The organism is Lactiplantibacillus fabifermentans DSM 21115 (assembly GCF_000498955.2).
Classification (GTDB): domain Bacteria; phylum Bacillota; class Bacilli; order Lactobacillales; family Lactobacillaceae; genus Lactiplantibacillus; species Lactiplantibacillus fabifermentans.
The window spans coordinates 15746-29145 of record NZ_AYGX02000090.1; the positions used below are offsets into that span (position 1 = coordinate 15746).

General features: G+C 45.4%; 14 protein-coding genes. 11 read left to right on the forward strand and 3 right to left on the reverse strand.

Going from position 1 to position 13400, the window contains the following annotated elements; genetic code table 11:
- Nucleotides 1–73 precede the first annotated feature (73 nt).
- Both DY78_RS08655 and DY78_RS08660 read left to right on the forward strand, forming a co-directional pair.
- Entirely contained in the window at nt 74–895 is an 822-nt protein-coding gene (locus tag DY78_RS08655; protein WP_024625472.1) for an HAD family hydrolase, read from the forward strand.
- 185 nt (nt 896–1080) lie between these two features.
- On the forward strand, nt 1081–1566 hold the full coding sequence (locus DY78_RS08660; RefSeq protein ID WP_024625473.1) for a hypothetical protein: 486 nt from the start codon (nt 1081–1083) through the stop codon (nt 1564–1566).
- Here the strand turns inward: DY78_RS08660 and DY78_RS08665 are convergent.
- Entirely contained in the window at nt 1550–2224 is a 675-nt protein-coding gene (locus DY78_RS08665) for a histidine phosphatase family protein (protein WP_024625474.1), read from the reverse strand. The genes DY78_RS08660 and DY78_RS08665 overlap by 17 nt on opposite strands.
- A gap of 330 nt (nt 2225–2554) precedes the next feature.
- Between DY78_RS08665 and DY78_RS08670 the strand changes: the two genes are divergently transcribed.
- Both DY78_RS08670 and DY78_RS08675 read left to right on the forward strand, forming a co-directional pair.
- Nucleotides 2555–3142, forward strand: coding sequence for a WxL domain-containing protein (locus DY78_RS08670; RefSeq protein ID WP_024625475.1), 588 nt, complete (start codon nt 2555–2557; stop codon nt 3140–3142).
- Nucleotides 3143–3215: 73 nt separating this feature from the next.
- On the forward strand, nt 3216–4679 hold the full coding sequence (locus tag DY78_RS08675; RefSeq protein ID WP_024625476.1) for a hypothetical protein: 1464 nt from the start codon (nt 3216–3218) through the stop codon (nt 4677–4679).
- 280 nt (nt 4680–4959) lie between these two features.
- Here the strand turns inward: DY78_RS08675 and DY78_RS08680 are convergent, their stop codons facing one another.
- Both DY78_RS08680 and DY78_RS08685 read right to left on the reverse strand, forming a co-directional pair.
- A complete protein-coding gene (locus DY78_RS08680; protein ID WP_024625477.1) occupies nt 4960–5694 on the reverse strand; it encodes a glycosyltransferase family 2 protein in 735 nt (244 codons plus the stop codon).
- A gap of 91 nt (nt 5695–5785) precedes the next feature.
- On the reverse strand, nt 5786–6493 hold the full coding sequence (locus tag DY78_RS08685) for a GntR family transcriptional regulator (RefSeq protein ID WP_024625478.1): 708 nt from the start codon (nt 6491–6493) through the stop codon (nt 5786–5788).
- 183 nt (nt 6494–6676) lie between these two features.
- Between DY78_RS08685 and DY78_RS08690 the strand changes: the two genes are divergently transcribed.
- The 7 genes from DY78_RS08690 to DY78_RS08720 all read left to right on the forward strand — a co-directional run bounded on the left by DY78_RS08690 (nt 6677) and on the right by DY78_RS08720 (nt 13288).
- Complete coding sequence (locus tag DY78_RS08690) at nt 6677–6991, forward strand: PTS sugar transporter subunit IIB (RefSeq protein ID WP_024625479.1); 315 nt, start codon at nt 6677–6679, stop codon at nt 6989–6991.
- A gap of 113 nt (nt 6992–7104) precedes the next feature.
- Nucleotides 7105–7455 (forward strand): PTS lactose/cellobiose transporter subunit IIA, encoded by a 351-nt coding sequence (locus DY78_RS08695; RefSeq protein WP_024625480.1) that lies wholly within the window; start codon nt 7105–7107, stop codon nt 7453–7455.
- A gap of 144 nt (nt 7456–7599) precedes the next feature.
- A complete protein-coding gene (locus tag DY78_RS08700; RefSeq protein ID WP_033614339.1) occupies nt 7600–9039 on the forward strand; it encodes a 6-phospho-beta-glucosidase in 1440 nt (479 codons plus the stop codon).
- Between the two features lie 17 nt (nt 9040–9056).
- Nucleotides 9057–10502: a 6-phospho-beta-glucosidase gene (locus tag DY78_RS08705; protein ID WP_024625483.1), complete on the forward strand. Its 1446-nt coding sequence runs from the start codon at nt 9057–9059 to the stop codon at nt 10500–10502.
- 157 nt (nt 10503–10659) lie between these two features.
- The gene (locus DY78_RS08710) at nt 10660–11403 is read left to right on the forward strand and encodes an ABC transporter ATP-binding protein (RefSeq protein WP_024625484.1); all 744 of its coding nucleotides are present in this window, start codon (nt 10660–10662) and stop codon (nt 11401–11403) included.
- Nucleotides 11381–12631: an ABC transporter permease gene (locus tag DY78_RS08715; RefSeq protein WP_024625485.1), complete on the forward strand. Its 1251-nt coding sequence runs from the start codon at nt 11381–11383 to the stop codon at nt 12629–12631. Before DY78_RS08710 ends, DY78_RS08715 begins: the two co-directional genes overlap by 23 nt.
- A gap of 3 nt (nt 12632–12634) precedes the next feature.
- Nucleotides 12635–13288 (forward strand): TetR/AcrR family transcriptional regulator, encoded by a 654-nt coding sequence (locus DY78_RS08720; protein WP_024625486.1) that lies wholly within the window; start codon nt 12635–12637, stop codon nt 13286–13288.
- Nucleotides 13289–13400 lie beyond the last annotated feature (112 nt).

Below are 13400 nucleotides of genomic sequence, written 5' to 3' on the forward strand. Positions count from 1 at the left end.
TTGTGAAAGCGATTTCCATTCTTTGCAAAAATAGCGTACAATTATAATTGTAAAAAAGCAGGAGGGATTGCGCATGCCAAAATACTTAGTCTTTATGGACATTGATGGCACACTTTTGACCGACCATCAATATATTTCTGATCATACGAAAGCGACCATCGAACGGTTACAAAAACAGGACGTGATGTTTTACATCGCGACCGGCCGAATGTACGAATTGGCCAAGATTGTTCGCAATAAAATTAATCAAGACGTGCACTTAGTCACTTCTAACGGGGCGGTTTTTGATGGTAATCAAGGCCGTGAAATTACGAAACTCGGCGGGGCTGCCGTTGAACTGGCCTACTTAATCGCTCGCCGCGATAACTTACCCATGATGCTCTTCACGCCCGAGATGGCTTACTATACGGAACAGATTCCGCGGTTCGTAGCCCGCAACGCTGCCAACTTTGATGCCGAAGAAACGACCATCGGTTATCAAGAAGTGGAAAGCTTTACCCAATTAGCCAAAATTGAAGATCAAATTACGAACGGGGTTATTTTAAGCCGTGAAGATATGTCACGGTTAGATTCCGCCCGTGAAAAGTTGGCCAATAGTAAGTTATTACGCCTATCTTCATCCAATCCGAATAATATTGAAATGATTCCGTTAAATACCGACAAGGGGACGGCAGTTAAACAAATTCAACGCGAACAAGGGGTCGATGCGGCGCATACGTTTGTCTTTGGCGATGGCTTAAATGACGTCGGCATGATGGCGGAAGCAGAGTTGTCCGTGGCGATGGGCAATGCGCTCCCACAAGTCAAAGCGACGGCTAATTATGTGACTGACACCAACTATAATGATGGTTTAGCTCAGTTTTTGGACGATTATTTCGAACAACATCCTTTATAAAACAAAGAACTTCATCATAGTGGTGAAGTTCTTTTTATTAGTTAGGGGTCGTAACAATTTTATTGAACGGTCGATAACTCGCTTTTTTTATTAAAAAATTGGTATTGTAAGCGGTTGGCTGATTGACTTTTTCGTCAGATTTGGCACACTTAAATGTGGAATGGGTTGTTAGGAAGTGATCACTGTTGAAAATTGAAGTTTTACCGGCCATTACGGCCATGCCCGTCGCCATTTTATCGATGACGGGGTTGGATAATCGGGAGTTGAATCCAGCCATTGAAAAGCAATTAGCCTTACGCAAGTTAAGTCCTGCGCAACCGCAAAACGCCTTGGCGGACTTGATGGTGGCCATTGAAGCGCGGCACCATGTCACGATGCAGGCTTGGGATATGGCAGTCATGCCAGCTGAGCCGGTCCAAATTCAAACGACGTATGACCAGCCCGTCGTGTTAAAGGCAGCTGATGAGGTTGTCGTACCGAATTTAGACAGCAAAAGCAGTCGCGTACTCGTCGTGATTGGTGGGGTGCAAGCCGACACGGAAATGGTGCATGCGACCGGCCAAGAATTGCAGCGTAAATTAAAAGCGTACTTTGGGATTCAAGCACGCTTACAGTTTCGGACCAGCTCAGATACGGTGCAAGTCTTAAATACGACTAAGACCGTTTCTTAGGGGTCACGTTAATATCGATTAAATTGAATTGGCCCGCTTGATAATCGACGCGCGAGACACTCGTGTTTTTGAGCAAACGGGCGGGCAATTCGCGGGGACTGATTTGGTACAAAAAGGCGCTTAAAACGAGGCCGTGGGAGACGATTAAGATGTTCTTATCGTCGTCTGAAGTTTGGGCTTCGTATAAACTAATGCGCCGCAACGTTTGGGTAATCCGATTCGTAACGCCAACGAGATTTTCGGCGGTGCGCGTTTTATCCAATGAATTAAAGACCCACAAAAGTGTGGCGAAGCGTTCTTTACTCAAGATTAGCTTTACGAAGGTACCCACGCCGAGTTGTTTGCGGACTTGCCGCACGACCCACGCGTTCTTCGTACCTTCCAAGCCACCAAAATTAAATTCCCGTAAGCCGACGTCCACCGTCGGCTTTTTTAGTTCCGGATGTAATGCCATAATAATGCGCGCCGTTTGCTGGGCCCGGCCTAAATCGCTCACGTAAGCGGCATCAAAATGGACCTCGCTAAGCATCCGGGCCAGACGTTGGGCCGAGCGGACGCCTTTCGTGGTTAATTGTGAATCATAAATGCCCTGTAAACGGTCCGCCGCGTTCAACTCGGTTTGACCGTGACGGACTAAATATAAATGAATCGTCGCCATGTCGAGGCACCCCCTTGATTGAAGTCATTAACTTTATTGTACGGCCTGATCCGGGTTTGAACAAGCTAATAATTGACTAGGGGTATCAAAATTGATTGTAAGTGATGCCGGGTATGAATGACTAACAGATATTTATTAATTTCAAAGGTGATTATAAGGATACTAATTATAATATTTTGGGACATTGAATAAAAATAATCATAAGATGGTTCGAATGCTAACGCTAAGTACATGTTTGACGGTAGACGATATTTTTGCTAGGATACGTACGTGAAGTTCTACGTAGACACATTTGTTGTTAGTCACTTTATTTTTTTGGAGGAAGCGAGAATGCAAAAATTTGTTAAACAGTTAATGGTGGTTGGCGCGGTTGTTAGTGTGGGAGTTAGTACTTGTACAACGCTGGTAAGTGCTGCTACTGAACAGCCAAGTGAAGCGCAGGTTGAACTAACGGCTGGTGAATTACAATTAATCAGTGCTCCTGATTTTAACTTTGGTAAACAAAAGATGAATGGTCAAACCATTACTACGGATGCCGAGAGTGTAAAAGATGTTGTCAAGGTGATTAATCCAGGTTCAGTTGGTGGTTGGCGAGTTGCAGCCCACTTGGAGGACGGTAAATTGAACAATTTCAAAGGAATGCAATTGACTGTAAAGCCTAAGAATGAAAAGATTAATTATTCGCCAGATGATAAGGGTAAAGTGACCGCTGATACTAATATGCCGAAAATCGTTCGTGATAGTATGACTCTGAGTAATGAAGATCAAAATATTATTTCAGCCAGTGAAAATAGTGGATTGGGGACGTTTACTTTAACTTTTGATGAGACTGATGCTTCATTGGTTATCCCTGGTGACGTTCAACCGGGTGTTCATGATAGTAAGATTGTTTGGTCGTTGTTAAATACGCCAGCTTAAGTAAATTGCGATGAGAAAGTTTAAATGGACGATCATACTAGTAATCGGGTTATCAACGTTCAGTGGGCTCCCGTTGCCAGTTGATGCTCAAAATACTGAGGCTGATGTTGCTGCAACTGCGACTTTGCCAGACGCCGCGTTGTCGGAAGCGACTACTGAAGTTATAAAAGCTCCCGCTGATGTTGAAACGACTACGGCATCCGATGAATCGGTTGCTGAAGACGCGGCTGATTCCGAGGAACCGACGTCAAACGATAGCTCGAGCAGCCGCGGGTCGGCGTCTGATAGTAGTGCTGAATCGGCGACAGCCACAGATACGACAGCCGCGTTAGCAAGTTCAGCTGATTCGTCCAGCGAGGCGCGCCAGGCTGATTCGCGCTTTGATGCCCTTTTTTATCATCAACGGGTCACCGTGACTGATAGTCATGGCGCCCATATTAGCGAAAACACCATGGTACCAAGTAATACTGATGTCATCTATAAATTTCATTATGAACATATTCCGGGTACCCCGGCGCATAAGATGAAGTTTGATTTTCGCCAAAAGGGCTTGGCTTTAAAAAGTTATTCGGTCAAGATGACCGGGATGTCCACTAAGATTCTTAAAGCAAGTGGTGAGCATGTTACTTATGAATTTCAGCAACCTTTTGATGATGTTCATAATCAGATTGACATTGAAGTACATGGCTATGTTCAGCGGGTAAAAAAGCGTAATAAGATTCCCGCTGGTAATGCGAGTATGTCGTGGAATACCGGTTTTTTAGTGCCCAACTGGCATTCACGGGACAGTCCAGGGTTTCCGCGTTATACGATTTTACCAATCGGGGATATTCACATGAAAGTTAAAGAGACGACGATTAATGCGCAACCGCATGAACCCGTGCAGATTGAAGGCTTTTTAGCACATGATGATTCTTTGAGGTGTGAGGACGTGGTCGTGCTGCTACGACGAGCGGATGGTACTGAAGTGCAAGCTACGCCGGATAATGAGGATCGATTTAAACTAACGGTCCAGCCCCGTGACTTAGCGTTAGGCGCCAATCATTTGACCTTGCACGCGCACTGTAAAGGGGTATTTGGTAGTTTTCCCATTGATATTAACATTGAAGTGACCGATGGCGATTTGAAGTTAGCAACGGTCAGCCCGACCTTCACGTTTGACGCAACCACTTTGACTGGTGAAGCTAAAGAAATCGCGCGTCAAGGCGCCGTGAAAGTTGAAGTTGAAGATACGCGTCATCAGTTACAAGCGTGGCAAGTCACCGTCGCGAATACGGAGGGCTTAAAAAATGAGCGCAATGAACCGTTGTCAGGTCGCTTAGTATATAAACAGTCCAATCAACTACGTGAAATTAATGCGACGCCACAAGTCATTGCTACTGATAAGGTTGGTAACGATGCGGATGGTAAAGTTGACATAAGTGATAACTGGCAAAATGATAGCGGTATCTTATTGCAAGTTAATTCGGATGCCGTACCAGGGAAGTATAAAGGGATATTAAATTGGGCCGTTTGTGATGTTCCCGATTCCCGCTGACTGATTGCTAAAAGACCTGTTTTATTCAAATGAACATCGAAAAAGGCGTCCATCAGTGGGCGCCTTTTTTGTCAGAATATTTAAATAATCGGCCGAATTAATGATACTGGCTTGAAAGTCAGGTAACGTGTGGCTGGTTTTGGGTGCTGGGCAAGCTCGACTCAGCGCGCTTTAACTTGTGAGCGAGCCCGTTGGCTGACTTATATGCTGGGTCAAATTGCATGCGTACAATTAGGGACCTAACTTGTTGACTACCAACAAGTTAGGTCCCTAATTAGTACTATTGATTATTTAAATCCTCACTCAAAGTCCGTTTACTTTCCTGTTTTAAAATCTTGATCATCTTCCGCCGGGCCGCAAAGAATGGGATCCCGATGTGGGCGAGGTTGCTGCGGAAGCGCCAACGATAGTGATACGTCTTTTCAGGGACGTATTCCGCGGATTGCACGTAATCGGCGTAGCGGAAGGCGAAAAGTTGGTCTTCTAAAAAGTCAATGTCTTCATTGAAAGTTAAATGGTGGCTCGTGATAATCGAACGAATGAAGCACTTATTCCACGAAAAGCCACCGACTGTGCCAAAGTTAATATTGGAAACCAATTCTTTTTGGTCATACGTTTTAGCAGGGCTGGGCACGGCTAAATAACCAAAATGGCCGCAAACGACCATCTGGGCTGCTGGTGCGGCCTGGTAAGCTTCTAAGAAGTAAGCTAAAAAGTTTGGTTCCACCCAGTCGTCCCCGTCGACGAAACACAAGTACTGACCCTTAGCGGCCGCCATACCTGAGTTGCGAGCTGCCGAAACCCCGCGATTACGCTCGTGAGTAATCACTTTGAAGCGATCATCATCCTTGATTAAGGCCGCAATTTGTTCGCTGGTATCATCGGTGGAACAGTCGTCTACCACGATGACTTCAAAATCTGTCAACGTTTGGTGGAGCAAACTGGTCAAGCAACTGTTGATAAATTTATGTTGATTGTACGCTGGTACAACCACTGAAAAAAGGGGTGCAGACACGCTAATTCCTCCATCATAATTTGTTATACTTTACTATTATAGCCGTAAATTGTGACGAAAATGTAGCGAATCGCATTTTTTTGGTGATAAATTAATTATTTGCCAGATTTGTGGTGTGGAAATATAGCGCTAGGTCCGGGTAAACAAAGACTGTATGCGAAAAATCCAACAGCCCATTATTTTTATAATAATTGCATGAATCAAGGGCTAAATAAGTATCCCCATGGCCTAATTGCATTAAACTGGCATCTTCTTCGGAGAGATTGGTGAGTGATAAGTAATCATCACTGTTGGCGACCCCTAAGCCGTACGCTTCGTTTAAAAAGTCCCAGATGGAAGTGTTGACCGCTTCGGTGGATAAGTAGGGGACCACCGATTTTAAATAATACGCTTTTTCGAGGCAGTAGAGTTGTTCGTGCCAGTAACGTAGCCGAATGACCCGATAGAGTTCGGAATCTTGTGGGACGCCCATTTGTTTGCTTAAATCATAGTCGCTTTTGATCGTATCAAAGGTTAAGACTTTAGAGACGAGTTGGCGGGGATGCATGTTGTCACTAAACAAGCCGCGGGCCGATAAATTCACGACGGTTTTATGTTGTAACTGAATGGAAGTGATGAAGTAGCCACTCCCTTGCACCCGGCGTAACAAGCCTTGTTGATAGACCAAGTCAATCGCTTTGCGAATCGTATTGCGACTCGCGTGATACATTTCCATCAATTGGGCTTCAGTCGGGAGCTTGATTTCGAATTGGCCATCTTGAATGCCATTGATGAGTTTGGCCGCAATGTCACGGTACATATCGGTTCCCTTCTTTCTGAATTGAAATTTGTGGGTACCAATCTGATAAATTCTTGCAAAATAGATAATTTGACTTGTCAAATTTGTACCCATGACTTATAATTCATATTGTAATGAAAGCGGTTTATTAAAGCAACCGCAGATTCACAATAAATTTAAATTCTATTTAGGAGCGTGTTTATTATGGCTGAAAAAACAATTATGTTGGTATGTGCTGCTGGGATGTCAACTTCATTATTAGTATCAAAGATGCAAAAGGCTGCGGAAGCAGACGGTATTGATGCAGAAATTTTTGCAACCGCTGCCAGTGACGCTGATGCTAAGTTAGCTGAAAAGAATCCTGACATTTTAATGCTTGGACCACAAGTTCGTTACATGTTAAGTGATTTCCAAAAACGCGTTGATATTCCTGTTGAAGTTATCAACATGCAAGACTACGGCATGATGAACGGCGAAAAGGTCTTAAAAGAAGCCGAAGCATCAATGGCTAAAAACTAATTAAATGATTTCTAAGATGCTGCCTTCGAGCTGGTAGTCATACTAGCTTGGCAGCATTTTGCTTGTGTGGGCACACGGCAACAACACTATAAAAGCTAAAAGGATGAGGGTTAATGGCTGAAGAAAAAGCAAACAACACAGAACAAGAAGCAAGTTTGGAAACAATCATGGGTTTGATCGTTAATGGTGGGAACGCTAAGAGTTCCGCTTTTGAAGCAATTAAAGCTGCTAAGGAAGGCGACTTTGAAACGGCCGATGCCAAATTAAAAGAAGCTGACAATTTCTTAGTTGAAGCGCACAATTCACAAACTTCGATGTTAACTGCCGAAGCTAACGGTGAACATACGCACGTTTCATTATTATTAGTACACTCACAAGATCACATCATGAATGCCATCACCTTCCGCGATTTAGCCGGTGAAGTTGTTGACGTTTACCGTCGCTTAGACGCTGAAAACAAGTAAGTCGAAAATGGGGGACCTGGATTGATGCCTTTTTGTGAGGTGTCAACTGGGTCTTTTTTTAAGAGCGAGTGCTAGCAATAGTAACCGCCGACTAGGCATCATCAATAATTAATCAAACAAACGAAATATTGGAGGAATTGAGATATGGCAACTGGATACAAAATGCCCAAAGATTTTCTCTGGGGTGGCGCGGTCGCCGCACACCAACTCGAAGGGGCTTGGCAAGCTGGTGGCAAAGGCGTCAGCATCGCCGATGTCATGACCGCTGGCCGCAATGGCGTGCCACGGAAAGTAACCGATGGGGTTAAGGATGGCGAAATCTATCCGAACCATTGGGGAGATGATTTTTATCATCGTTACCCCGAAGATGTGAAATTATTCGAAGAAATGGGCTTTAAGTGTTTCCGGACGTCAATCGCGTGGACCCGGATTTTCCCGAATGGTGACGAAGATGAACCTAACGAAGCCGGCTTGAAGTTTTACGATGATTTATTCGATGACTTGTTAGCGCATGGCATCCAACCAGTCATTACATTGTCTCACTTTGAAATTCCTTATCATTTAGTTAAAGAATACGGTGGTTTTAGCAACCGGAAGATGATTGATTTCTTCTTGCGGTTTGCGAAGACGGTATTCAAACGGTACAAAGACAAAGTTAAGTACTGGATGACCTTTAACGAAATCAATAACCAAACGGCTTGGGACGATCCGCATCCGTTATTGCAAAACTCTGGCTTACAACTCGATAAAGACGACAACTGGGAACAAGCGATGTATCAAGCGGCTCATTATGAATTAGTTGCCAGTGCCTTAGCCGTGCAAGCGGGTCATGAAATCAACCCTGATTTTCAAATCGGCTGCATGATCGCGATGTGCCCCATCTACCCATTAACCGCTAAGCCAGAAGATGTCATGATGGCCGAACGCGCGATGCAAAAACGTTACTGGTTCGGCGACGTGCATTGCTGGGGCGAATATCCGAAGTGGTTGCCAAAGTATTTCGACCAAAAAGGCTTTGACATGGATATTACTGCCGCGGACCTCGCTGCTTTGAAGGCTGGGACCGTGGATTACGTCGGCTTTAGCTACTATATGTCATTTGTCACTAAAGGCCAAACTGGCGATACGAAGTACGACTTCAAAGAACCCGAAGACTTCGTCGAAAATCCTTACGTGGAAAAATCCGACTGGGGCTGGCAAATTGACCCCGTGGGCTTGCGTTATTCCATGAACTGGATGCAAGACCGTTGGCATTTACCACAATTCATCGTTGAAAATGGTTTTGGCGCTTACGACGAAAAGCAAGCGGACGGCAGCGTCCATGATGATTACCGCATCAGTTACTTCCGTGACCATATTAAAGCGATGGAAGAAGCTGTTAACTTGGATGGCGTGGACTTGATTGGGTATACCCCTTGGGGCTGTATCGACTTAGTTTCAGCTAGCACGGGTGAAATGGCCAAACGGTATGGCTTCATTTACGTCGATGCCGATGACAATGGCGAAGGCTCATTTGACCGGTCGAAGAAAGATTCCTTCGATTGGTACAAACAAGTTATCGCTAGTGACGGTGAAGACTTATAAGAGAGGATGGTTCATTGATGGCAACAACTAAAAGTGGGTTACGTTCAGACTTTCTATGGGGTGGCGCGGTCGCCGCGCACCAATTAGAAGGTGGCTGGCAAGCTGGTGGCAAAGGTGTTAGCATGGCGGATGTCATGACGGCCGGTGCTAACGGCGTGCCACGTGAAATTACTGATGGTGTGATTGCGGGTAAAAACTACCCGAACCATGAAGGCATTGACTTTTACGGCCATTATCGTGAAGACATCAAGCTATTTGCTGAAATGGGCTTCAAATGTTTCCGGACGTCCATCGCGTGGACGCGGATTTTCCCGAATGGGGATGAAACGGAACCAAACGAGGCTGGGTTGAAGTTTTACGATGACATGTTTGATACTTGTCGTCAATATGGCATCGAACCCGTCATTACGCTCGCCCACTTTGAAATGCCGTACCACCTCGTTGAAAAATACGGTGGTTGGCGTAATCGTAAAGTCATCGATTTCTTCGTCCACTATGCGGAAACGGTCTTCAAACGTTACCGCAATAAGGTGAAGTACTGGATGACCTTCAATGAAATCAATAACCAAACGACTTACACGAACCAATTCCTCATGGCCACCGACTCCGGGTTAGTTTTGAAACCAGACGACCCCGAAGCGGAAGCCTTGATGTATCAAGCGGCGCATTATGAAGTCGTGGCGAGTGCGTTAGCCGTTAAGATTGGGCATAAAATCAATCCGGATTTCCAAATTGGGAACATGATCAACATGACGCCGATTTATCCGGCCACCGCCAAACCAGCCGACATCATGCAAGCTGAAAAAGCGATGCAACGGCGTTACTGGTTTGCCGATGTTCAATCATGGGGTTATTATCCAAATAACATGGAAGCTTACTTCAAGCAGACCGGGTTCCGGCCAGATATTACCGCCGAAGACCGCGAAGTCTTGCGTGAAGGGACCGTTGATTATATCGGCTTTAGTTATTACAACTCCAACACGGTAGCGGGTAACGCGGATAACCCAAGCTATCACTTTGTCGGCACGGAAGCCGTCGATAATCCATATTTAAAGACGAGCGAATGGGATTGGCCAATTGATCCCGTCGGTTTACGTTATTCCTTGAACTGGTTGCAAGACCGTTATAACAAACCAATGATGATCGTCGAAAATGGACTCGGCGCGCGCGACAAAGTTGAAGCGGACGGCAGTATCCATGATCCTTACCGCATCGATTACTTACGAGCTCACATTGACCAAATGATCAAAGCGGTCAATGAAGATGGCGTCGACTTAATCGGTTATACCCCTTGGGGTTGCATTGACCTCGTCTCAGCAGGCACGGGTCAAATGTCGAAACGGTACGGTTTCATTTATGTGGATAAAGATGATGAAGGCCACGGTACCTTAGCGCGGTCGAAGAAAGATTCTTTCTACTGGTATCAAAAAGTGATTAAGACTAATGGCGCGGATTTAGCGTAATTAGGACTGTAAGGATATTGTCATAACTGGCAATATCCTTTTTGATCACCTAAAATGAGTGAAAACTCATATCGATGTTGACAGCGGTACCACCCCGCGGTACACTTAGATTGTTAATAAATGAGTAAACACTCACGAAAGAAAGTCAGGGACTGATATGGGCACAAACTTTATTACGGCACAGCAAGTCAGTAAAAGTTTTGGCACCAAGCACGTCTTAACCGATATTGACCTCACCTTGCCAGCTGGCACGATTTACGGTCTAATTGGACCGTCGGGGGCGGGTAAGACGACCTTAGTCAAAAGCATCATGGGGATGGAAAAAGTCGACCACGGTACCGTCACGGTCATGGATGCGGTGATGCCAAATCGCCAAGTCATGGCTAAGATTGGGTACATGGCACAAAGTGACGCGTTATATGAAACGTTAACGGCGCGCGAAAATTTAACGTTTTTTGGGCAATTGATGAGTGTAGCGCCTAAGCAACTCAAACAAACGATCGCGTATGCGGCGAATTTGGTTAATCTGACCAAAGATTTAGATTTACGGGTCAGTGACTATTCTGGAGGGATGAAGCGCCGGCTGTCGTTAGCTATCGCGCTGATTCAAAATCCTAATTTGTTAATTTTAGACGAGCCAACCGTCGGGATTGACCCCGAATTGCGGCAACAAATTTGGGAAGAATTGAATAACTTAAAAGCGACCGGAAAGTCGATTCTCATCACGACCCACGTGATGGATGAAGCGGAACGGTGTGATTATTTGATGTTGATTCGCCGGGGCATCGCGTTAGCACAAGGCACGCCGGCCGAGTTGAAAGCGAAGTATCAAGTTGATTCGATTGAACAAGTCTTTTTGAAAGCGGGGCGGCTGCAAGATGCGGACCATAGCAATCGTTAAACGCGTATTAAAACAAATGATGCGGGACAAACGGACGTTGGCGTTGATGTTTTTAGCGCCACTACTCATTATGTCGTTGATGTATTTTCTATTTCAAAATAATACGACGCAAACCGCGGCGTTGGGCGTCCATGGCGTTGATAATGCCGTCGTCAAAGCCATTGACACGAAGCATGTCGACATTACGCATTATGACAGTGCGGCGGCGACGAAGATGATTCGGCAACACGATTTAGCCGGGTATTTGACGCAAAAAAATGGTAAACTGACGATAACTTATGCGAACAGTAATCCCACGGACACGAGCTTGATCAAAGCGTCCTTGCAAGCGGGATTAGTCAAGTTGCGCATGCAGACACTGGTCAAAGCGACCAAGGCGCAAAAAAAGGCGCTGACGGCTCAACAGCAGGCCTTGCAAAAACTGGTTAAAGCTCAAAGTGCTGAAACGGTCACGAAGTTAAAGGCGGCTATTGCGCAAGCACAAGCTAGCGGGAACACCGCGCAAGTCGCCAAATTACAAGCCCAGCTCAAAAAAGTCACGGCCGGTTCCGCGACTAAGACGGCAACTGCTAAAAAAGCCCCGACTTACTCGACAGCGAGCCATTATTTATACGGCAGTAGCGATTCGACCTTTTTTGAAAGTTTCCTACCGATTTTCTTAGGATTCTTCGTGTTCTTCTTTGTCTTTTTAATTTCGGGGATCTCGTTATTGAATGAACGGACGACCGGGACTTTGAGTCGCTTATTAGCGACGCCGATTCGCCGAGGTGAAATTATTACCGGTTATTTGATTGGTTACGGTATTTTTGCCGTCATCCAAACGTTACTCACCGTGACATTTGCCATTACCGTCTTTAAGATTCACTTGGTCGGCAATATTTGGCTGGTATTTTTAATCAACTTTTTATTGGCACTCGTGGCGTTAACGTTTGGGATCTTTATTTCGACGTTCGCCAATTCCGAGTTCCAAATGATTCAATTTATTCCGTTAGTGGTCGTGCCACAAATCTTCTTCTCCGGCTTGATTCCGGTCAGTGGTATGGCGACCTGGTTACAGTGGACTGCACATATCATGCCGCTGTATTATGGCGCTAACGCCTTAACGGATGTGGTCACCAAAGGGGCGGATATTACCGCGATTGGCGGGAACCTCTTAGTTTTGTTAGGCTTTATGAGTGTCTTAACGATTTTAAATATCGTGGGGATGAAACGGTATCGAAAGGTGTAGACGATGACAGAAAAAGGAATTCGAGATTATTTCGAACAAACGATGGCCGCCGATGCGACGATTACGCCCAAGCAGCGCGCCATCTTACAAGCTAGTTTAGATTTATTTGCCGAACAAGGCTTTGACCACACAAGCACGAGCGACATTGCGACGCGCGCCGGGGTGGCTGAAGGGACCGTCTATCGGCGGTATAAAACGAAAAATGCGATTCGCGAAGCGGTGGTCGCCCCGATTATTGATAATATTGTCCCTTCGATGGCGGCGGATTTTTCCGAAGCCGAGTTACATCAAAGCTTCGCTACGCTGGAAGACTTTTTCCAAGCCATCTTCAGTGATCGCTTGGCGTTTGTGACGGACAATGCGAAAGAACTAAAAGTTGTTTTTGAGATGATTTTTTTCAACGCGGATAGTCGCAGTGCGCTAATGAAACGGGTCGGGCCCTTGGTCGTGAATCAAATCGGCACCGTCTTTACGGATTTGAAGCAACGGCAACTAATCGTTGATTGGCCCAATGATTTAATTATCCAAACGATGTTGTCGATGTTAGTCGGCTACTTCGCCCGCTTGGTTATGGGCTTTCCGGACACCGATATTACGCGGGAAACCGATTTTATTGTGATGGCGTTGACGAAAACTTTTACGCCAAGTGCTGACTAAAAATTAATCGACCAATGATGGGCTACATGGCTCAGTATTGGTCGTTTTTTTGTATATAGATGGTAGATTGTAAAATTAATCCGAACGCTGTTCGGACAAAAAAGATCAGCTT

Excerpts from the sequence above, each read along its gene's own strand:
- DY78_RS08655 (WP_024625472.1), top strand. The coding sequence starts at position 74 with ATGCCAAAATACTTAGTCTTTATGGACATTGATGGCACACTTTTGACC.
- DY78_RS08665 (WP_024625474.1), bottom strand. The coding sequence starts at position 2,224 with ATGGCGACGATTCATTTATATTTAGTCCGTCACGGTCAAACCGAGTTG.
- DY78_RS08670 (WP_024625475.1), top strand. The coding sequence starts at position 2,555 with ATGCAAAAATTTGTTAAACAGTTAATGGTGGTTGGCGCGGTTGTTAGT.
- DY78_RS08685 (WP_024625478.1), bottom strand. The coding sequence starts at position 6,493 with ATGTACCGTGACATTGCGGCCAAACTCATCAATGGCATTCAAGATGGC.
- DY78_RS08690 (WP_024625479.1), top strand. The coding sequence starts at position 6,677 with ATGGCTGAAAAAACAATTATGTTGGTATGTGCTGCTGGGATGTCAACT.
- DY78_RS08695 (WP_024625480.1), top strand. The coding sequence starts at position 7,105 with ATGGCTGAAGAAAAAGCAAACAACACAGAACAAGAAGCAAGTTTGGAA.
- DY78_RS08700 (WP_033614339.1), top strand. The coding sequence starts at position 7,600 with ATGGCAACTGGATACAAAATGCCCAAAGATTTTCTCTGGGGTGGCGCG.
- DY78_RS08705 (WP_024625483.1), top strand. The coding sequence starts at position 9,057 with ATGGCAACAACTAAAAGTGGGTTACGTTCAGACTTTCTATGGGGTGGC.
- DY78_RS08710 (WP_024625484.1), top strand. The coding sequence starts at position 10,660 with ATGGGCACAAACTTTATTACGGCACAGCAAGTCAGTAAAAGTTTTGGC.
- DY78_RS08715 (WP_024625485.1), top strand. The coding sequence starts at position 11,381 with ATGCGGACCATAGCAATCGTTAAACGCGTATTAAAACAAATGATGCGG.
- DY78_RS08720 (WP_024625486.1), top strand. The coding sequence starts at position 12,635 with ATGACAGAAAAAGGAATTCGAGATTATTTCGAACAAACGATGGCCGCC.